Source organism: Variovorax xiamenensis, from assembly GCF_050916385.1.
Taxonomy (GTDB): Bacteria; Pseudomonadota; Gammaproteobacteria; order Burkholderiales; family Burkholderiaceae_C; genus Variovorax.
In genome coordinates, this window is the sequence record NZ_CP139038.1 from 6,738,396 (window position 1) to 6,758,371 (window position 19,976).

Below are 19,976 nucleotides of genomic sequence, written 5' to 3' on the forward strand. Positions count from 1 at the left end.
TCTCCCAGAAAAACAAAAAGACAGAAACCATGTCCATCCGCTCTTCGTTCACCGCCCGCCGGCTGGCGCTCGGCATTGCGCTCGCGGGCGCTTTCACGCTGGCCGGTGCCGCCGACTTCGCTGGCCGCGGCGTCTTCAACTTCAAGTCCGACGCCGGCTGTCCTTTCGCCGCGCTCGCGGGCTCAGGCAGCGAGTGCAACCGCCTCGCGCTCGACGACGCCGACACCCACGCCGCGCTCGACCCCGCGGCACACACCATCCGCTTCGCCAGCACCCGCAGCTACCCAGAGAAGACCATCGTCGGCGACGTGCTGCTGCAGGGCTCGGGCCGCGCGCGCGACGGCCAGCGCGTGCCGCTGACCTTCCATGCGCTGCTGAGCCGGTCGGGCAATGAATGGTCGGTGAGCAGCCATGCGCACTCGCCGGTGAGCGGCGAGTTCGACGACATCCGCATCGACCCGTACAAGGTGACGGTGAACGAGCCCGGCACCGAGCGTGTGATGCTCACGGCCGAGCAGATCGTCGAGGCGCTGGCCAAGCCCTCGCTGGCCGCGCGGCTGGCCAACGTGCTGGTGCAGGTGGACGACAACCGCGCCGAGGGCGCGAAGGACGCCGACATCACCATCGGCCTCGGCCTGAGCAGGGCATCGAAGTCGGTGGCGCGCGCGCGTTTCCGCGCGCCGGGCGCCAAGGGGCGCGACCTGGCCGAGGCGATGCAGCAGGGCAACTGGACGCTGGAGCTGCAGGCGCTCAGCGGCAAGATCCCGCGCCAGGTGGTGCAGCGCGACCTCTTCCTCTACGGGCTCGAATCGCAGTCGCTGCTGCAGCCCCTGCTGCAGCGTGGCTTCCACAAGAACGAGAAGCTGCTGCTCGGCGCCGCCAACGGCAAGGGCTACATCCGCTACGACGGCCAGCAGCGCGAGTTCGCCGGCGCCGACGCGGCCGCCCGCGCCTTCCTGCAGGACAGCTTCATCGGGCTGGTGCTGGGCTGGCAGCAGCAACAACCTCAGCCGGTTAAGACCAAGGCCGATGGCCGCTGACTTCGCCCCTGGCTTCGACTGCCTCTCGCCGCCCCGGCTGCGCGGCTGGCCCGCGCTGCAGGCCTGGCTGGTGCATCACGTCAAGCGCGCCGCGCTGCGCCAGCTGCATGCGAGCAACGATGGCGAGATGCTGCTGCTGCGCTTCTACCTTGTGGGCGAGGAATCTTCCGAGCAGGCGCTTCAGCGCGAGTTGCGCGTCGCGCCGCCCGAGTGGCTCGCGCGCCAGCTCGACCAGCACCTGGCCGACGAGCAGCTGCATGCGCGCCTGTTCGCGCAGGCCATCGTCGAGCGCGGCGGCAGCGCGCAGGCCGCCGCGTCGCCCGAGGAGGCGCCCCGGCCCGACTGGTTCAGCCGCCGCAAGCTCGCACGCTGGCAGGCGCTCATCCGCCGCCACGCGCCGCACTTCGCGCAAGGCGGGCTGGTGCCGGCCTACGCCATCGGCCTCGCGGCCGAGCAGATGGCCTCGCGCATCCTGCAGCGCCACTGCGCGCTGATCGGGCCACGGCACGCGCTGCATCCGCTGCTGTCGCGCGTGATGGCCGACGAAGACCGCCACATCCGCCTGTGCACCCGCACGCTGCAGCGCTGCGTGGCGCCGCACGAAGAGGCGCGGCTCTCGCAGCTGATGCGCGAGGTGCGCGACACCGAGCGCGGCTTCGGTGTCACCGGCGCGCTCGGCATGTGGTTCGCCGGCGCGGCGCTGCGGCTGCGCCCCGGCGCCGCGCGGCCGGTGCGGCACCACGCCTGAGCGATGCCGCAGCGCATCCTCTACCTCGCGACCGCGGACGCGCGCGGCCACCTGATGCGCGCGCAGCTGCTCACGCATGCGCTGCGCGAAGCGGGTGCGCAGGTGCGCATGTTCACCACCTCGGACGAGGGCGCGCGCTTTCTCGCCGGCTTCGGCATCGACGCGCCGGTGCTCTCGCGCCACTACGCGGTGCAGTTCGACGCGCAGCAGAACATGCTGCGCCACGAGACCGATCGCAACGTGGCGCAGTACATGTTCAGGCCCGGACGCATGCTGCGCGACGTGTGGCGGCTGCGCGCGCATTTCCGCGATGCCGACCTGGTGGTGAACGACTCCTTCCACCCCGCGCTGCTGCTGATGGGCTGGCTGCCCTTCTGGCGGAGCAAGGTGGTGCACGTGTACGGCGCGAGCTTGCGGCACGCGCTGGAAACCAACTTCAGCGGACGCATGCCGGGCTTCGTCGCCCGGCTGTTCGGCGGCATCGTGGCCTGGCAGATCGACCGCAGCCTCGCGCGCATCGAGCACGACTTCGCCTACGGCGAGCCGCAGCACGACGGCCACGGCCGCCACCGGCTGGCCACGCCGGTGGCGGTGGTCGATGCGGTGGACAGGGGCGACGCAACGCAGCAGCGGGTCGCGGCCGTCTATCTCAATCCGCATTTCCGGGAGCCGGCGCTCGCCGACGGGCTGGAACAAGGCCTCGCCGATGCCGGCGTGCCGGCGCACCTCGTCGGCGAGGGCTACGCGCACCGCCCGCACTGGCACGCGCGCGACGAGCACTGGATCGAGGCGGCCGCGCACAGCGCGTTCATCGTCTCGGCGCCGGGCATGGCGGCGCTCTCGATCGCGTCGGTCTACCGCAAGCCGATCCTGCTGCTGCTCACCGACCAGCCCGAGCAGGCGATCAACGCTGGCCGCGCGGCGCAGCTCGGATTGAAGCACCGCGTGGTGGTGTGGCGCGGCGATGCGCCGAAGTTCGCGCGGGCCGTGGCTGCAGCGGCAGGGGAACTGCTTGCGGCATCGGCAGACGACGCGGCGCGCGCCGCCGAGGGCCGGCAGGCGGCCATCGGCCGGCTCCAGCATTGGGTCGCGCTGCTATCGAGGCTTGCGGCGACGAACGCGCAGCGCGGTCGGCCCGCGCCTCATTGAAAGACGCGCCACCAAGGCCAGGGTACGTGCGGGCCGGGCTTCAGCCCCCGGCCTCCGGTCGAGCTTCGACGACGAAGGCCTGCAGCTCGGCCATCAGGCCATCTCGAAAGCGCCAGACATCGCAGTACGCATGGCGGGTCGCCTTGCCGGTTTCGTCCTTCAGCGTGATCTCGCCGAGGGCCGCGAGAAAGTCGCCGTCGGCGATCAGGCGATGCACCTCGAACCTGGGCGGCTCCTTGTAGGCGGTCGCCATCCATTCGCGAACGGCCTGCTTGCCGCCGAGGACTCTGTCGCCGACGAAGGTCCACTTCGTGTCGTCGGTGCAGAACGCGAGAAATCCTTCGTAGTCGCCCTGGGTGATGGCGGCATTGGCCTTTTCGAGAATTGCCTTGTGGGTCTCGGACATCCGGAGCTCTCCTGTGTTCGTGCGGCGCGTGCGAAGGCACGCGAGCCAGCGAACGCCAATGTCCGCCAGTCCGGCCTTGCCGGTTGCCGGCCCGCCCGCAACGACGGCGTCAGCTTTTGGCTCGTCGGCTCCTGCTGCTCAAACAGGAACGCGCGGGGGAAGGATCTTCGCGTCAGCCCGCGATTCCGCGCGCCGAATCGACCAGCGCGCGAAATATCCGGGTCATTGCACGCACCGGATGCATCTCGGACCACCGCGCCGCCTTCGCCTTCGGCGGCGCCGAGATCACGCCCCGGCCCATGCGCAGCGAGACCTGCAGCGTCCTGATCGTGAAGCCCGGGCGCGCCGCGCGCCTGCGGATCACGCCGCGACCAGTGTCAGCCACGACGAACTGCAGCACCAGGCACTTGCGGCCCGCGGCCGGCTCGACCTCGAACACCAGGCTGCGCCGCCGCGCGCCGGTCACGCGCTGGCCGGGCAGCACCATGCCGTCGAACATCGCGTGGACGCTGGTGGCTTTGGCATGGGCCCGATAGTCCACGCGCACCTCCACGCGGTAAGGCTGCTGATGCGACAGCGACTGCACGAAGGCCTGCGACGGCGCCGACAGCGCGGGCAACGGCACCACGAGGCAGGCCAGCTCGCCCTCGCTGCGCGCGCCCTCGCCGTCGAAGCCCGACCAGCCGTGGCTCAGCCAGCCCGTCGCGGGGCTTCCGGGGTGGAACAGGTAGGGGCGTCCCAATTGCAGCTCGGCCACCTCGGGCAGGCCGGCGGTCTGGTCGTCGAGACCCCAGCGCGTGAGGAAGGCGCGGTCGATGGCCGTGGCGGGCCAGGCGGCGAAGCTGCGCGCGGCATCGGTGCCGGTGCTCTCGTCGTCCATCCCGCAAGCGGCGGCCATGAAATCCTTCGACCCCAGTTCCGCGCCCACCGGTATCCAGCCCGAGCAGGTGGAGGGCAGCAGCTCGCCCGCATTGCGGTCGGCGCGGATCAGCGCGTGGGCGGGCTTGCGAAAGTAGCGCGCCTCGGTCAGCACGCTCGACGAAAGGCTGGCGGCGAAATGCACGTTGCCCGCCGACAGCAGCGCGTAGGTGTTCTCGCGCGTCCACGCCACGTTGGGAATGGCGCGCGCGATGGGCGCCAGGTCGTGCAGCGCGCTCTCGTAGGGATGCGGCTTGACGACCAGCAGGTCCACGCCCTTGGCCAGTTCGCGCAGCGGTGCGATCACGCTGGCCGGGTGCATGGTGCGCCCGCCGCTGACGAGCGACAGGTCCACCAGGCTCTGGCCGAAGAAGATTCCCACGCGCAGCCTCGGGTCGAACAACGAGCCCGTGCCGTGCCGCGCGAAGCGGCCCTTGAGCGCGCTCGCGTGGTTCCAGAAGAGCTCCTCGTCCACCCGGCGCGCCAGCAGCGCGGCCTCGATGGCGGGGTCGTTGGTGCGCGCGCAGAAGTGCAGGTGCTCGGTGAAGCGGCGCGGGTCGATCTCGATGTCGAGATAGCTCGCGCCCCAAAGGTCGATGCAGCGCTGCTGCGCGGGCGTGAGGCCCCAGCCGATCACGAGGCATCCGGGGCCGAAGGCCGGCATGCCGTCGCGCCCGGCCAGCGGCGCGAGGTCGGCGATGCAGGCGCGCGCCCAGCCGGCCAGCGTGCATGGCAGCTCCAGCCGGTCCATGAGGCGCGCGACGTCGATGCGCCCGCCCTCGGACATCGGCGCGACCTCGCTCGCGGGCAGGCCCAGGCGGCCCAGGGCCGAATCGAAGAAGCCGCGGAGGAACCGCCGGTTGGCGACGTGGTACTGGAGCCCGTTGGCGGGGGAACGAAAGAAATCGTCCGCGAAGACGACGTGATGGAACCGGCGGGTGGTCATGGGCACCGCCAATCTAGGCAGCCACTCTTAGCCCGGAATGAGAAAAACGTGGCGCCTCGGCAAAGTTGCCGTAAAGGACGAGGGCCTAGTCCAACGAAAGATTCAGGTCGCGGATCAGCGGATGCCAGCGCGCCGATTCGCCCTGCAGCAGCGCGGCGAAGCGCGAGGGCGTGTCGCCCGCGGGCTCCACGCCGAACTCGGAAAGCCTGCGCTGCACCGCGGGGTTGTAGATGGCGCTGGCCACCGACTGCTGCAGCCGCGACACGATCTCGCCCGGCGTGTTGGCGGGCACGACCAAGCCCAGGAGCGCGGCGACCTCCACGCGCGGCAGGCCGATCTCGGCGAAGGTGGGCACGCGCGGCAGTTGCGCGAGGCGCGCGGGGTGCGCCACCGCGAGCGGACGCAGCCTGCCGCTCTGGATGAAGCGTCGCGATGCGGCCAGGTCGGACATCATCACCGGCAGCTGGCCGCCGGCCACGTCGGCCACCGCGGCCGCGGCGCTGCGATACGGCACGTGCACCATCTCCAGGCCGGCCTCGCGTTCGAGCAGCTCCATCGCCAGGTGCTGCGGGCTGCCCGTGCCGGCCGATGCGAAGCTGACCTTGCCGGGAAAGGCGCGCGCGTCGTCGATGAAGGCGCGCGCGTCCTTCACGCCGCTGGCCGGGCCGACCAGCAGCACCAGCGGCAGCCGCCCCAGCAGGGTGACAGGGGCGAAGTCGCGCGAGGGGTTGTAGCTGAGGTTGCGGTAGAGCGCCGGGTTGAACACCAGCGTGCCGCTGTCGGCCGACAGCAGCGTGTAGCCGTCGGCTGGCGCGCGCGCCGCCTCGATGGCGCCGAGCGCGGTGTTGCCGCCCGCGCGGTTCTCGATGATCACCTGCTGGCCCGAATCGATGGAGAGCTGGGCGCCGATGGTGCGCGCGACGATGTCGGTGCCAGCGCCGGCCTGGTAGGGCACGATCCAGCGGATGGGCTTGGAGGGATAGGCAAATTGCGCCTTCGCCGCGCGCGGCGGCCATGCCGTCGCCGCGAGGGCGGCCATGGCCAGGAGTTGCTGCAGAAGCGGGCGACGGCGTGTCATGGGCGGAGAACAAGTCCTGCGCCATGGTAGTGGCATCGCCATGCGCCGCGCGGCTCGGGGCGCGCGAGGCCACAAGGGCCGAGCGGGATCAGGCGGGGATCAGGGTGCGACCGGATTGCCCGGCGTGCCGGCTTCGCGGGCCGAAGCCGCGGCGGCGGCCACGGCCGGCGTGCGGTAGGTGACGTTCACGGCAGGCGCCGCGGGAGCCACGGGCTCCGGGGGCGGACGCGTGATCTTGACCAGCGGCGCTCTCCGGGCCGGAGCAGCCGCCGAAGCGCTGGCGGGCGCGGCGGCCACCGGAGTCGGCGGAATGACGGGGCCCACGGGCGTGAATGGCGCCGCGGGCGTGGAGTAGTACTGGACAGGAGCGGGCGCGGCGGCCGCCCCCGCAGGAGTGATGGGGGCAACGGGAGCGACAGGAGCAGCGGAAGGAGCCACGGTTGCGGCGGAGGCCACCGCCCCGTCCGCCGCGGCCGGTGCCACCGGCGCGGCCTTCGGGTCGTAGAGCATGGCGCCCTTGCTCACGCCGGTGCGCACCGGCCCCACGCCGACACCCACGCCGGCCGAGCCCGACACCTGCCCGCCGTTGTTGACGGCCACGCCCGCGCCGAGCGGGCCGAAGCCGGTGTTCAGGCCCACCGAGAAATTGCCGTCCTTGGTGGCGCCGAGCCCCAGCGAGAGCCCCGGCACCAGCGGAATGCCGACGTGATAGTGCGAACAGCCGCCCGTCAGTAGCAACAGCAGCGCCGCCGGAACGACGGCTGCTGCACGAGTGACGCGCGGCCGGGCGTTCACACCAGCAGCGCGTTGACGCGCCTTACGTAGGCCGCCGGGTCCGCCGGCAGGCCACCTTCGGCCAGCAGCGCCTGGTCGAACAGGATGTTGGCCAGGTCGTCGAAGTGCGACGAGCCCTCGAGCTTCTTCACCAGCGGATGCTCGGCGTTGACTTCGAGCACCGGCTTCAGCTCGGGCGCGGGCTGGCCGGCCTGCTTGAGCATGCGCGCGAGCTGCGTGCTCATGCCGCCGTCCTGCACCACGAGGCAGGCGGGCGAATCGACGAGACGCGTGGTCACGCGCACGTCTTCCGCCTTGTCCTTCAGAGCCGTCTTGAGCTTCTCGAGCAGGGGCTTGAACGACTCGGCGGCCTCTTCGGCGGCCTTCTTCTCGGCCTCGTCCTGCAGCTTGCCCAGGTCGACGGCGCCCTTGGCCACGCTTTGCAGCGGGGTGCCGTCGAACTCGTTGAGGTAGTTCAGCGCCCACTCGTCGACGCGGTCGGTCATGAGCAGCACCTCGATGCCCTTCTTCTTGAAGACTTCGAGCTGCGGGCTGTTCTTGGCGGCGGCGAGCGTGTCGGCCGTGATGTAGTAGATCGCGTCCTGGCCTTCCTTCATGCGGGCCTTGTAGTCAGCGAAGCTCACGCTCACCGAGTCGGTGGTGGTGGATGCGTAGCGCAGCAGCTTGGCGATGCGCTCGCGGTTGCCGAAGTCCTCGCCCAGGCCTTCCTTGAGCACCGCGCCGAACTCGGCGTAGAACTTGGCGTACTTGCCCGATTCGTCGGCGGCGGCAGCGGCGGTTTCCGCGGCGGTGGGCGCGTTCTTGTCGACCACGTCGGTCACGCCTTCGGTCGGCTCGGGGGCCGGCACCGATTCGCCCGAGCCCACGTCGATTCGGCCCTCGCCGCTCTCGGGCGCGGTCTTCTGCTTCTTCGCCAGGTCTTCCAGCATGCCGAGCACGCGCTTGGTGCTGCCTTCGCGGATCGCCTTCACGTCGCGGCTTTCCTGCAGCAGCTCGCGGCTCACGTTCAGCGGCAGGTCGGCCGAGTCGATCACGCCCTTGACGAAGCGCAGGTAGCTGGGCATCAGCGCCTCGGCGTCGTCCATGATGAAGACGCGCTTCACGTAGAGCTTCACGCCCGCGCTCTTCTCGCGGTTCCACAGGTCGAAAGGCGCCTTCGCCGGGATGTAGAGCAGCTGCGTGTACTCGGTGCTGCCTTCCACGCGGTTGTGGCTCCAGGCGAGCGGGGCCTCGAAGTCGTGGCTGATGCTCTTGTAGAACTCTTCGTACTGCTCGGTGGTGATGTCCTTCTTGGGGCGGCTCCACAGGGCGTTGGCCTTGTTGACGGTTTCCCATTCGCCGGTCTTCACCATGTCGCCGGGCTGGTCGTTCTCGCCGTCCTTCCACTCTTCCTTTTCCATGAGGATGGGCAGGGAGATGTGGTCGGAGTACTTGCCGACGATCTGCTTGAGCTTCCAGGCGTTGAGGAACTCGTCGGCATCCTCGCGCAGGTGCAGCGTGATGCTGGTGCCGCGCTCGGCGCGCGTGATGTCGGTCACCTCGAAGTCGCCGGCGCCGCCGCTCACCCAGCGCACGCCCTGGTCGGCCGGAAGGCCCGCGCGGCGCGACTCGACCGTGATCTTGTCGGCCACGATGAAGCCCGAATAGAAGCCCACGCCGAACTGGCCGATGAGCTGCGCGTCGGCCTTCTGGTCGCCGCTCAGCTTGCTCATGAAATCCTTGGTGCCGCTCTTGGCGATGGTGCCGAGGTTGTCGATGGCCTCCTGGCGCGACAGGCCGATGCCCTTGTCGGTGATGGTGATGGTGCGCGCGGCCTTGTCGAAGCTCAGGCGCACGTCGAGATCGGACTGGCCTTCGTACAGCTCGGGATGGTCGAGCGCCTCGAAGCGCAGCTTGTCGCACGCGTCCGACGCGTTCGAGATCAGCTCGCGCAGGAAGATTTCCTTGTTCGAGTAGAGCGCATGCGTGACGAGGTGCAGCAGCTGCGCGACTTCGGCCTGGAACGGGAGTTTGGTTTTGGAGGAATCAGCCATGGAAAGAGAAATATCGAAGCCAAAAAATTCTAAGTCGGGAGAGCTCCCCTGCTGTGAAGCCGCGCCGACTTCTTCATATGAGAGGTCTTTCGGATTCATCAAGCGGGGCAGGCCCATCGGGCGACCCGATATGCCTCATTTGGCCCTTCGCGGCCGATGAAGTCTAAAGAATCCATTTTTCATGATTCTGAAGATCTGGTTACCAGGTTCTCCTCTGGAAGGCCCTCCATCCGTCTAAATATTGGCGCCAGTTAACAGTTCTGAAATATCCTGACGACTGACTAGAAATAGCAGAAACAGGGGCGCGGCCCCGGGGAACGAGACAGGGATGACGTCTGATGATTCGCACGACGCCACGGGCCATGTCCGGCCCACCCGGAGCCTCGCGGCGTCCGGTGGCCGCTCTCGCGTGGCTCGAGTGCACTACCGCCCTCGCGTGGCTGTCCTGCGTGCAGGCACAGGCGGAGCCTCTGCGGCCCCCCCAGGCGACGGCCCCGGCCGCTCCTGTCGTGGCTGACGCGCGCATCGAAACCCTCGACCGCGCGCAGGCGGAGCAGGCGCGGCTGAAGGCGCTCATGGAATCCGCACCCAAGGCCTATGAAGACCGCTTCATGACGCCCGACACGGCCCCCTCCGACAAGGCTTCCGCCGACGAGACGCTCGAGGCCGCCCAGCCCGAGGGCTACCGCGCCTGGCTGGTGGAAAGCCGCATCGGCTTCGGCGAGGCCACGACCACCGGCTACGGCCGCCAACGCGCGACCGAGTTCGGCCAGCGCATCGAATACCGCCGCGAGACCCTCAACTACGGCGAGTTCGTGCTGCAGGCCGACGGCCGCCACCTGGGCGGCGACAACACCACCAGCAGCCTGGGCATCGGCTCGCTGGGCTATGCGCGCGAGAACACCAGCGGCCGCTTCACGCTGCGCAACATCGGCCTGCCGCTGACCACGCAGACTTTTGCCGACACCACCGTGGGCGACACCTTCAGCGAACTGACCGACGGCCTTTCGCGCAACTACAGGCTCTCGCTGGGCTCGACCACGGTGCGCGGCGCCTCCACGCGCATCTACGGCAACGGGCTCGACGTGCGCGCCGGCTTCGGCCAGCGCGGCAACCTCACGGGCGGGCCGTATCCGGGCTTCGAGAAGAGCCAGGGCACGCTGGGCTGGCTCGGGGCCACGCTGCGGCTGGACGAGCGGTGGTTCACCTCGTTCCAGCTCGACCAGGCGCGCAACGTCGCCGCCTACTACTACGACCCGCTGACCGCGCAGGGCTACGGCCGCAAGGACGTCACGAGCTGGGCCACCTCGCTGGGCTACGGCCGCGAGGTGGTGCGCGACGGCGACTTCAAGGCGCGCGCCACGCTGGTGGGCAGCCGCGTGAACTCGCCCACGCCGGGCGTGGCCACCGGCGGCTCGCACGGCCTCTTCGTCGAGGCGAGCGCGCGCACCGGCCTGTACCGCCACGAATTCGGGGCCTACGCCGCGCGGCCCAACCTGTACTTCGGCGACTACGCACTGGCCACCGGCACGCGCGGCGCCTACTGGCGGGTGGACCGCAATACCAGCCGCATGAGCTGGGGCGCCGGCCTGGACTACGAACGCGCGGAGGCCGACGCCAGCTTCCGCCTCTCGGGCTACCGGCGCGTGGGCGCCAACGGCAACTTCCAGTACCTCTTCGACCGCTACAGCTCCGTCGGCGGCAGCCTGAGCGCCTACCGCACGCGCTACGAGGCCTATCCGGACGGCAGCCTCCCCGGCACCTCCACCGGCACCTTCACCGGCAGCAGCGACGGCCGCAGCCTCTACGGCAGCGCCTTCTACCAGACCCGCTTCTTCGACTGGCCGCGCAGCCGCTTCACGCTGACGGTGCGGCGCAACGAGCTGATCGTGCTCGGCGACTCCGCCGCCACCGGCCAGGAAGTGCAGTGGGAGCAGGACTGGATCGGCGGGCGCTACGAGACGATGCGCCCCGAGCTCACCACCACCATCGGCCATGCGCGCGACCGCAGCGGCGGCAACGCCCGCAGCTACCCGACGGCCGGCCTGCAGTTCCGCTACTGGTTCGACAGCGGCTTCAACGTGGGCGGCAACCTGCGCTACACCTCGCAAAGCGGCGGCCTCTACACCAGCCGCGGCCTGTCGGGCTCGCTCACGGCCGAGAAGGACCTGGGCTCGGGCTGGAAGATGGGCGTCGTGGCCAACTTCAACCAGGCGCGGGCATCGCTGCTGCCGACTTCGTGGTCGGCGCCCAACCTGTACCGCAGCAACGAGAAGACGGCCTACGTCTACCTGCGCTGGGAAGGCAGCGCCGGCACGGGCTACCGGGCGGCCGGCATGCCCAGCGAAGGGCCGGGCGGCGGCAGCGTGTCGGGCCGCGTGTTCTACGACGCCAACCGCGACGGCGAGGCGCAGTCGGGCGAAGGCGGCGTCTCGGGCGTCGAGGTGCTGCTCGACGGCCGCTACCGCGCCGTCACCGACCGCGACGGCCGCTTCGAATTTCCGCTGGTGACCACCGGCCGCCATCAACTGACGCTCAGGCTCGAAAGCGTGCCGCTGCCATGGGGCGCGGCCGGCGAGAACGGGGTGAGCGTGAACGTTCCGCTGCGCGGCCATGCGAGCGCGGCGATCCCTGTCGTGAAGGTGGGCGAATGAACCGCGCCGGCCTGACGCCTCTTTACCCACCCCCGTGCATTCAACCCAAGGAGACTCCATGAACAGAGCACCCATCTCCCGCAACATGCAGGCCCTCTGCCTCGCAGGCCTCGCGCTGGCCGCCGGCAGCGCCCTGGCCGAGAGCCAGTACGGCTCCGGCACGGGCACGATCACGGCGCAGGCCAGGGTGAACCTGAGCGTGACGGTGCCCAAGCTGATCCTGCTGCGCGTGGGTTCGACCAACACCACCATCGACACGGTGACCTGGGCCTCCACCCTCAGCATTCCGCCCGTGCCCACCACGCCGGTCACCGGCAACAACACCAACGTGGACTGGAACGGGGCGGCCCCCACCGTCACGCCCGCGTCGACCACGAACACGCTCAACGTGTACGCCTGGACCAACGCGGGCGCCGGCACCATCAACTGTGCCATGGGCACCTGGGCGCCCGCGGCCGGCGGCCCGGCGAACGCGGACTTCACCGTCGTGACCACGGGCACACTGCCGCACCCCGGGGCCAACCTCGGCGCCTGCGCCTCGACCTCGTTCCCCTCGAACGCGGTCGCCTCCGGCACCTGGGCCTACACGCTCGGCGGCACGCCCGCGGGCTGGGTCGCGGGCACCTACACGAACACCATCACGTACACGGCCCAGGGCATCTGATGCCTGCGCGTGCGGCGATCGCTGCTGTTGCGGCGGCGGCGGCCTTGCTCGCCGCCACGCCCGCGCGCGCCGTCATCACCACGGTCACCGACACCGGCAGCACCTACAGCCTGACCCTTCGAGTCGGCAGTGCCGGCGCGACCGTCGACACAGTGGCCTTCAACGTGACCGGCGCCAACGCGGGGCTGACGCCCACGGCCGTGACAGGCACGCCGACCATCGACGTCTGGGTGATGCCGGTTCGCCCCGTGGCCAGCACCACCGTCGCGCGGCCGGTGACGCTGCGCGTCGATTCGTCCGCTGCCCTCACGTGCCAGTCTGGCGGCTGCGGCACCACCGCCATTCCCTTCAGCAAGATCAGCTGGGTGGCCACGAACAACAGCAACGCGGCCTCGGGCGACATCCAGAACGGCCGCTTCACTGCCAGCGCCAGCCAGTCGATCGCGAGCTATGACGCCAACGCCTCCTTCTGCTCCGGGCTGCTGTGCCCGCTGATCGGCACCTGGACCTACCAGTCGCGCAACCTGACGGCCACGCGGCTGCAGTTCAGCTACGACAACGACGTCGTCTACCCGGGCGGCAACTACAAGGGCACCGTGCGCTTCACGGCCTCGATGGAATGAAGCCGCAGCGCCTTCGCCCCTGGCTTGCCGCCATCGCCGTGCTGCTTGGCTGCATGGCGTGCGCCCCGGCCGGAGCCGCGATCGCACGGCTGGACGATTCGGCCTCGCCCCGCGCGCAGGTGCGCACCGATTTCGGCAACGCGCAGGGCATGGACGGCAACATGCTGGTGCTGCCCTTCGGGCGCATCGAATACCGGCTGGCCACCGCCCCGCACGTGGGCCGTCGTGCGCGCATCTTCTACGTGATTCCGGCGATGGTCGCGGGCCTGCGCTCGCCGGCCGGGATGCTGGTGCAGTGGCGCGGCAACGGTGCGTTCGCCAGCGGCAGCGGCCGCCCCGGCGACCGGGTGCAGGTGTGGAACGGCGTGGTCCAGTCGCCATGGATGAACGAGACCTTCGAGCTGACGCTGCGCATCGATCCGCGCGAGCTGCGCATGCCGTCGGGCTCGGCGCTGAGCTTCGAGTCGTTCTTCGAGATCGAGACCTTGCCATGAAACACCCCCTGAGTCGCTTCGCGCCTTCCCCCTCTCCTTCGGGAGGGGGACGCCCCCGTGGCCAGGCGAAGCCGGTTCCACGGGTGCCCGCGCATCTGCTGCGTCCGTTTCATGGGCTGCGCACGGCGCGATGGACAACTGACATGAAAGCAACCGCCTTCCTCCCGTCCTTCTTCCTCGCGCTGCTCGCGGCTACCGGCCTGGCGAAGGCCGCGCCTTTCGAGCTGGCCGTCACCCCGTCGCGCTTCGAACTCGCGAGCAAGCCCGGCGCGCGGGTCGGGCAGTCGCTCGACATCCACAACCTGGCCTCGAACGCCACCGAGGTGACGATGCGCACCATCGACTGGAGCTACTCCGCCGAAGGCAACATCGGCTATCACGACGAGCTGCTGCCCGGAAGCTGCAGGCCGTGGGTGGTGCTGGAGCGGCGCAGCCTCTCGGTGCCCGCGCGCAGCAAGCGGGCGTTCCGCTTCCAAGTGGAGCCGCCGGCGGATGCACCGCGCGGCGAATGCCGCTTCATGATCGCCATCGAGGGCACGGAGCCGGCGCAGCAGACGGTCATCCGCAACGGCGGCGCCAGCCTGAGCCTGCCGGTCACCGGCCGCATCGCGGTGGCGGTGTACGTCATGCTCGACGGCGCGGAGCCCCGGCTCGAGATCAAGCAGATCGCCAGCGGAGAGGCCGGCGGCGCGCGCCGCGCGGTGGTGACCGTGGCCAACACCGGCGACGCGCATGGCCGCCTCGAAGGCAGCCTGGATGCCACCGACAGCAAGGGCCTCGCGTTCGAACTGGTGCCCGAGGGCACGCCGATCCTGCCGGGCCAGACGCGCACGCTGGCGCTGGTGCCCAAGGGCGAAGGCGGACAGCCCCCGCCGCAGCCCGCCTACCCGGTCAAGGCCAGCGGCAGGCTCGACTGGGACAAGGGCAGCTTCAAGGTGGACGTGGAGCTGAAATGACGCTGCGCGCGCTGCATGGCGCCGGCACGCTCGCCCTGGCCAGCGTGCTCGCCGCTGCGCTGGGCATGGGCGTGACGGCCGCGCAGGCCGCGTCCAGCACCGCCGGCCCCAGCCTCACGGTGCCGCTGAACACGGGCGTGAACCTGGACTTCACCATCGCCATCGACAAGTTCATCTTCTTCCGCATCGGCGACGGCGCATGGCCCACGCCGGGCGGCACCACGAGCACGGTGAGCTTCGTGCTCACGCCGTCGATCCCGCCCGTGCCCACCGCGCCGGTCGCGGGCAACAACAGGTCGGTGAACTGGAGCGGCGCGGCGCCGGGCTTCGGCGTCACGCCCTCGGGCAACGCGCTGCCGGTGGAGGTGCGCAGCAACGCGGGGCAGGTCACGCTGCGGGCCACGGCGACGACGCCGCTGGCGAACGGCGCCAGCACGATTCCGCTGTCGGAAATCACCATCGCCAGCAGCGACGCCAACCTGCCCGCGCCGCAGATCCCGAACACCGGCACGGGCACTGCGGTGAATGTGGTGGGCACCGCCTTCGCCAACCTCGTCACCCAGCGCACCGCGACCTGGACTTTCTCCTATGCCAACCTGGCCAGCCGCACCGCCGGCACCTACACCGGCCTGGTCACCTTCACCGCCAGTTCGCCCTGAGCCTGCCCGGATCGGGGAGTCGTTCACGACGCGCGGACAAGGTGGTCCGCCAAGTCAGGTGGTGCTGGGATCGGCCGCCAAAGCTCCGAAGCGGATTCTTCCGCTTCCGACCTGTCTCACGTCGCACACATTCTTCAGGAGCTTTGCATGAACAAGAAAACCCGCATGCTGTCGGCCGCCGCCTTCCTAGGCCTCGTCGCGCTGGGCGCGCAGGCACAGGTGCCGGCGGACGCGCCGGCCGGCACCACCGTGCAGTGCAAGGACGGCAGCTACGCCTCGCCCGATACGAAGTCGGGCGCCTGCCGCGGTCACAAGGGCATCCAGACCTGGTACGGCAAGACGGCCGATGCCGGCAAGGCCGCGCCTGCGGCTGCGGCAGCCCCCGCGGCTCCCGCAGCCGGCGCCGCGCCCGCTGCCGCCGCAGCCCCTGCCGCCACCGCCAAGCCCGTCGCGCCCGACCCCTCGAAGATGGCTGCCGCCCCCGGCGGCGGCGCGGGCAAGGTGTGGGCCAACGAGCAGACCAAGGTCTACCACTGCATGGGCGACCGCTACTACGGCAAGACCAAGAAGGGCGAGTACATGAGCGAAGCCGATGCCAAGGCCAAGGGCATGCACGCCTCGCACAACAAGGCTTGTGCATAGGCTCCTCCCCCAGGCTTCGCGCACTTCGTGTCGCTACGCCAACCCCCTCGCCGGGGGCGACACCTGAGGCCCGGCAAAGCCGGTTCCTCGGTGTTTCGCGAAAAGGGGCGCGAGCCGTCTACCTCGGCAGGGACTCGACTTCCTTCGTCCAGCGGTCGATGAGCCGCTTGCGCTCGGCCGCCTTGCCGTACTTCTCGAAGTCGTACTTGATGAGCTTCACGTCGGCCATCGACGGGATGCGCGGGTCGGGCTTGAAGGTCTTGTTGGCCGGCGACTGCAGGCTGCCCGACTTGCCGCCGATGGCCTGCCCCGCGGGGCTCATCAGCCAGTCGTAGTAGCGCTTCGCGTTCTCCCTGTTGCGCGCACCCTTCACGAGGGCGATGCCGCCGATCTCGTAGCCGGTGCCTTCGCAGGGCGCGGCGGTCTTCACCGGAAATTTGTCGTAGCGCCAGCGCTCGAAGCCGAAGATGAAGCTCACGCCGATGGCGACCTCGCCCTTGGCCACGTTGGGCGCCTGCGCCTGGCCGCTGCGGGTGTAGCTGGTGACGTTGCGGTGCAGCTTCTTCAGGTACTCGAAAGCCGCCTCCTCGCCCATCTGCTGCACCAGTCCCGCGATGATGGTGTAGGCCGTGCCGCTGGTGGCCGGGTGCGAGATCTCGATCTCGCCCTTGTATTCAGGCTTGACCAGGTCGGCCCAGCACTTGGGCTCGGGGAGCTTCTTCTTTTTGAGCACGTCAGTGTTGAAGCCGAAGCCGATGGCGCTGGTGTAGAAGCCGCCCACCATGTTCTGCGACAGCGCGTACTGCCGCACCGCCCAGTCGTGCAGGTCGTTGATGTAGGCCGGTCGGTAGGGCTCCAGCAGCCCTTGCTCGGCCGCCTGCAGGAAGGGATCGCCGGTGCCGCCCCACCAGATGTCGGTCTTGGGGTTGGCGGCCTCGGCGCGCAGCTGGGCGCCGATCTCGCCGGTGCCCTTGTGGGCCTGCTGCACCTTGATGCCGGTCTCGCGCGTGAAGGCCGTGGCGGCCGCCTCGCACCAGCCGGCGTCGGTGCTGCACAGCGCGTTGACGGTGCCTTGCGCCGCGGCGCCCGGGGCTCCAAGAAGGGCTGCCGCGGCAATGCTGGCGGCAGCGGCGATGTGCCGGATGGCGATGGCGGATGGGCGCATGCGCGTGTCTCCTCTTTGTCATTGCTGGAAGAAGGCGCAGGATAGCGCCGCCGCTCAGCGCGCGGCCAGCAGCGGCGGCAGGTGCTCGGCCAGCCAGTCAGTCACCACGCGCGTCTTCAGCGGCAGGTAGCGGCTGCGCGCGCGGATCACGTTGAGAGCGAAGCCGAAGGGCCTGGGCTCGTCGAACACGCGCACCAGCGTGCCGGTGGCGAGCGCGTCGGCCGCGAGCCATGCCGGCAGCCGCGCGAGGCCCATGCCGCCGATGGCCGCCTCGAGCAGCACCTCGGCGCTGTCGCAGCGCAGCCGTGACGGCGGCGTCACCTCGACGAGGCGGCCTTCGGCGTCATGGAAGCGCCACGACGACACCTGGCCGTCGCGCGCATAGAGCACGGCCTCGTGCGCCTTCAGTCCGTCGATGCCGGCGGGATGCCCGTGCGCGGCGAGGTAGGCGGGCGAGGCGCACAGCACCATCCACTGCATGCCGACCGGGCGCGCGACCAGCTCGGCGCTGTCGGCGAGCTCGCCGCTGCGGATGGCGAGGTCGAGCCCCTCCTCGACGAGGTCGACGCGCCGGTCGTTGAACGAGAGCTCCAGCGAAAGCTGCGGATGGTGCCGCGCCAGCGCCAGCAGCAGCGGGCCGACCTTCAGCCGGCCCAGCATCGCCGGCATGCTCAGGCGCACGAGGCCCGAGGCGGTGCTGCGCGCCACGTCGGCGATGGCCTCGGCCGCTTCGAGTTCGGCCAGCGCGCGGCGGCACCGTTCGTAGTAGCCGTGGCCCTCCTCCGTGAGGCTCTGGCTGCGCGTGGTGCGCAGGAAAAGCCGCGTGTCCAGCCGCAACTCCAGCCGCGCGATGCTCTTGGCCACGGCCGAGCGCGTGACGTGCAGGCGCTGCGCAGCCAGCGCGAAGCTGCCCGCTTCCACCGCGGCGACGAATTCCTCGATACCCTGCAGACGCTGGCTCATTGGATACTTTCAGGCGCCATTGAAAGGAAAATTATCCACCACCGGGTATCTCTACTCGTCAATAGCATGAAGGCTTCCTGTATTCACCTTGGAGCCCCTTCATGCAAGAACCCCGAACGCTGCGCCGCTGGCAGCTTCCCGAATTCGGCCGCGCCCATCTCGAACGGGCCGATGCGCCACTGCCCCAGCCGGGCCCGAACCAGATCCTCGTGAAGGTCGGTGCCGTGTCGCTCAATTACCGCGACCTGCTGATGATTCGCGACGGCATGGGCATGGCGCTCGACCTGCCTTTCGTGCCCGGCTCCGACATGGCCGGCACCGTGGAGGCGGTCGGCCCCGGCGTGGCGCGCTTCGCCGTCGGCGACCGCGTCGTCAACACCTTCTGGGGCGGCTGGATCGACAGCCACTGGCACGCCGGCACCACGCTGCTGGGCGGGCCCGGCCCCGGCATGCTGGCCTCGCACGTGCTGATCGATGCCGACTGGGCCGTGGCCGCGCCCGAAACACTGAGCCTGGCCGAAGCCAGCACGCTGCCATGCGCGGGCCTCACCGCATGGTTCGCGCTGGCCGAGACCGGCGCGCTGCGCGCGGGCGAGACGGTGCTGATCCACGGCACCGGCGGCGTCGCGCTCTTCGGACTGCAGATCGCGCGACTGCATGGCGCGCGAGCCATCGTGGTGACGGGCGGCGACGACGGCAAGCGTGCGCAGGCGCTCGCGCTCGGCGCCACCCACGTGCTCGCACGCGACGGCGACTGGCCCGCCGAAGTGCGGCGCCTCACGCAGGGACGCGGCGCCGACCATGTGCTCGAGCTCGCGAGCGGGCCGAATCTCGACCGCTCGCTGCAGGCCGTGAAGCAGGGCGGACGCGTGTCGATCATCGGCATGCTCGGCGGCGAGACGCTGAGCGCGTCGTTCTATGCAATGGTGCTGGGCCGCGTGACGGTGCAGGGCATCGGCGTGGGCCACCGGCGCGCGCTCGAAGAGCTTGTGCGCGCCGTCGACGTGAATGCGCTCAAGCCCGTGATCGCCGCGCAATACGGCTTCGACGAACTGCCCGCCGCGCTCGATCACCTCGAACGCGGCGCGTTCGGAAAGATCGTCGTGACGATGTAAAAGATCACGAAACGCGCTGGTGCCGCAGATGCAACGCAGTTGCGGCAATGCACAAAAGCGGCGCCATCCGTGAACAGGTTCCGTTAGTGCCAACGACTTGCTCGACGCTCCTTGTTTGCGTTCCTAGAATCCGGCCGCGCATCGCCTCGCGGCCTGCGCGCCTTCTCAACTTCAGGATGGAGCGTTATGGAACACAGTACCTATAAAAAGTGGTCTGCCGAGTTCATTGGTACTTTCTGGCTCACGCTCGGAGGCTGCGGAAGCGCAGTTCTGGCGGCGGCCTTTCCAAATGTCGGCATCGGCCTGCTCGGCGTCTCGCTGGCCTTCGGTCTCACGGTGGTGACGGGGGCATACGCACTGGGCCCGATCTCGGGCGGGCACTTCAATCCGGCGGTGTCCATCGGCCTCGCGGCCGCGGGCCGCTTCAAGGCCTCGCAGCTCGCGGGCTACATCGTGGCGCAGGTGCTCGGCGCCATCGCTGCGGCGGGCATCCTGTACCTCATCGCCACCGGCAAGCCGGGCGCGGACATCGGCGGCTTCGCCACCAACGGCTATGGCGAGCACTCGCCCGGCAAGTACGGCCTGACGGCCGCATTGCTGTGCGAAGTGGTGATGACGGCCGTGTTCCTGATCGTGATCCTCGGAGCCACCGCCAGGCGCGCGGCCGGCGGCTTCGCGGGGCTGGCCATCGGCCTGTGCCTCACGCTGATCCACCTGATCTCGATTCCCGTGACCAACACCTCGGTCAACCCGGCGCGCAGCACAGGCCCGGCCCTGTTCGGGCCGTCCTATGCAGTGTCGGAACTGTGGCTCTTCTGGGCGGCGCCCATCGCGGGCGCCATCATCGGCGCGGTGATCTACCGCGCACTGCTGAGCAACGGCAGCGACGACTGATCGCAGTCGTCACCGGTGGCGGCGGCTGGCCTTT

Annotated in this window: 19 protein-coding genes; 12 read left to right on the top strand and 7 right to left on the bottom strand. The window is 69.9% G+C overall.

Annotated features, from left to right (window positions below; all coding sequences use genetic code 11):
- The first annotated feature begins 29 nt into the window (after positions 1-29).
- From SFB74_RS31025 to SFB74_RS31035, 3 genes are read left to right on the top strand one after another with little or no spacing between them, the layout of a single operon-like run.
- Positions 30-1,040 carry a hypothetical protein gene (locus SFB74_RS31025; RefSeq protein ID WP_432728205.1) on the top strand — a complete coding sequence of 337 codons (1,011 nt, stop codon included), beginning with the start codon at positions 30-32 and terminating at the stop codon, positions 1,038-1,040.
- Positions 1,030-1,788, top strand: coding sequence for a hypothetical protein (locus SFB74_RS31030; protein ID WP_432728206.1), 759 nt, complete (start codon positions 1,030-1,032; stop codon positions 1,786-1,788). Before SFB74_RS31025 ends, SFB74_RS31030 begins: the two co-directional genes overlap by 11 nt.
- Positions 1,789-1,791: 3 nt before the next feature.
- Positions 1,792-2,937, top strand: a complete 1,146-nt coding sequence (locus SFB74_RS31035) for a hypothetical protein (protein WP_432728207.1) — start codon at positions 1,792-1,794, stop codon at positions 2,935-2,937.
- Between the two features lie 40 nt (positions 2,938-2,977).
- Here the strand turns inward: SFB74_RS31035 and SFB74_RS31040 are convergent, their stop codons facing one another.
- The 5 genes from SFB74_RS31040 to htpG all read right to left on the bottom strand — a co-directional run bounded on the left by SFB74_RS31040 (position 2,978) and on the right by htpG (position 9,113).
- The gene (locus SFB74_RS31040) at positions 2,978-3,343 is read right to left on the bottom strand and encodes a nuclear transport factor 2 family protein (RefSeq protein ID WP_432728208.1); all 366 of its coding nucleotides are present in this window, start codon (positions 3,341-3,343) and stop codon (positions 2,978-2,980) included.
- Between the two features lie 172 nt (positions 3,344-3,515).
- Positions 3,516-5,207: a hypothetical protein gene (locus SFB74_RS31045; protein ID WP_432728209.1), complete on the bottom strand. Its 1,692-nt coding sequence runs from the start codon at positions 5,205-5,207 to the stop codon at positions 3,516-3,518.
- 85 nt (positions 5,208-5,292) lie between these two features.
- Complete coding sequence (locus SFB74_RS31050; protein WP_432728210.1) at positions 5,293-6,285, bottom strand: Bug family tripartite tricarboxylate transporter substrate binding protein; 993 nt, start codon at positions 6,283-6,285, stop codon at positions 5,293-5,295.
- A 99-nt stretch (positions 6,286-6,384) separates the two neighbouring features.
- A complete protein-coding gene (locus tag SFB74_RS31055; RefSeq protein WP_432728211.1) occupies positions 6,385-7,080 on the bottom strand; it encodes a hypothetical protein in 696 nt (231 codons plus the stop codon).
- Positions 7,077-9,113, bottom strand: a complete 2,037-nt coding sequence (htpG, locus tag SFB74_RS31060; protein WP_432728212.1) for a molecular chaperone HtpG — start codon at positions 9,111-9,113, stop codon at positions 7,077-7,079. Before htpG ends, SFB74_RS31055 begins: the two co-directional genes overlap by 4 nt.
- Before the next feature lie 362 nt (positions 9,114-9,475).
- Here htpG and SFB74_RS31065 point away from each other — a divergent pair, with 362 nt between their 5' ends.
- The 7 genes from SFB74_RS31065 (at position 9,476) to SFB74_RS31095 (ending at position 15,805) form a co-directional block, all read left to right on the top strand.
- On the top strand, positions 9,476-11,767 hold the full coding sequence (locus SFB74_RS31065) for an SdrD B-like domain-containing protein (protein ID WP_432728213.1): 2,292 nt from the start codon (positions 9,476-9,478) through the stop codon (positions 11,765-11,767).
- A gap of 58 nt (positions 11,768-11,825) precedes the next feature.
- Positions 11,826-12,431, top strand: coding sequence for a hypothetical protein (locus SFB74_RS31070; protein WP_432728214.1), 606 nt, complete (start codon positions 11,826-11,828; stop codon positions 12,429-12,431).
- Positions 12,431-13,054 carry a hypothetical protein gene (locus tag SFB74_RS31075; RefSeq protein ID WP_432728215.1) on the top strand — a complete coding sequence of 208 codons (624 nt, stop codon included), beginning with the start codon at positions 12,431-12,433 and terminating at the stop codon, positions 13,052-13,054. The genes SFB74_RS31070 and SFB74_RS31075 overlap by 1 nt, the downstream gene beginning before the upstream one ends.
- Positions 13,051-13,548, top strand: coding sequence for a hypothetical protein (locus tag SFB74_RS31080; protein ID WP_432728216.1), 498 nt, complete (start codon positions 13,051-13,053; stop codon positions 13,546-13,548). Before SFB74_RS31075 ends, SFB74_RS31080 begins: the two co-directional genes overlap by 4 nt.
- A 143-nt stretch (positions 13,549-13,691) precedes the next feature.
- On the top strand, positions 13,692-14,504 hold the full coding sequence (locus SFB74_RS31085) for a COG1470 family protein (protein WP_432728217.1): 813 nt from the start codon (positions 13,692-13,694) through the stop codon (positions 14,502-14,504).
- Positions 14,501-15,163, top strand: coding sequence for a hypothetical protein (locus tag SFB74_RS31090; RefSeq protein WP_432728218.1), 663 nt, complete (start codon positions 14,501-14,503; stop codon positions 15,161-15,163). Before SFB74_RS31085 ends, SFB74_RS31090 begins: the two co-directional genes overlap by 4 nt.
- Positions 15,164-15,310: 147 nt before the next feature.
- Positions 15,311-15,805 carry a DUF3761 domain-containing protein gene (locus SFB74_RS31095; protein WP_432728219.1) on the top strand — a complete coding sequence of 165 codons (495 nt, stop codon included), beginning with the start codon at positions 15,311-15,313 and terminating at the stop codon, positions 15,803-15,805.
- A gap of 118 nt (positions 15,806-15,923) precedes the next feature.
- On the opposite strand, the gene SFB74_RS31100 is transcribed toward SFB74_RS31095, so the two are convergent.
- Together SFB74_RS31100 and SFB74_RS31105 are read right to left on the bottom strand one after the other, a co-directional pair.
- Positions 15,924-16,970, bottom strand: coding sequence for an ABC transporter substrate-binding protein (locus SFB74_RS31100; protein WP_432728220.1), 1,047 nt, complete (start codon positions 16,968-16,970; stop codon positions 15,924-15,926).
- A gap of 54 nt (positions 16,971-17,024) precedes the next feature.
- Positions 17,025-17,933, bottom strand: coding sequence for a LysR family transcriptional regulator (locus SFB74_RS31105; protein ID WP_432728221.1), 909 nt, complete (start codon positions 17,931-17,933; stop codon positions 17,025-17,027).
- A gap of 101 nt (positions 17,934-18,034) precedes the next feature.
- Here SFB74_RS31105 and SFB74_RS31110 point away from each other — a divergent pair, with 101 nt between their 5' ends.
- Both SFB74_RS31110 and aqpZ read left to right on the top strand, forming a co-directional pair.
- Positions 18,035-19,048: a zinc-dependent alcohol dehydrogenase family protein gene (locus SFB74_RS31110; RefSeq protein ID WP_432728222.1), complete on the top strand. Its 1,014-nt coding sequence runs from the start codon at positions 18,035-18,037 to the stop codon at positions 19,046-19,048.
- Positions 19,049-19,234: 186 nt separating this feature from the next.
- Complete coding sequence (gene aqpZ / locus SFB74_RS31115; RefSeq protein ID WP_432728223.1) at positions 19,235-19,942, top strand: aquaporin Z; 708 nt, start codon at positions 19,235-19,237, stop codon at positions 19,940-19,942.
- Positions 19,943-19,976: the final 34 nt, after the last annotated feature.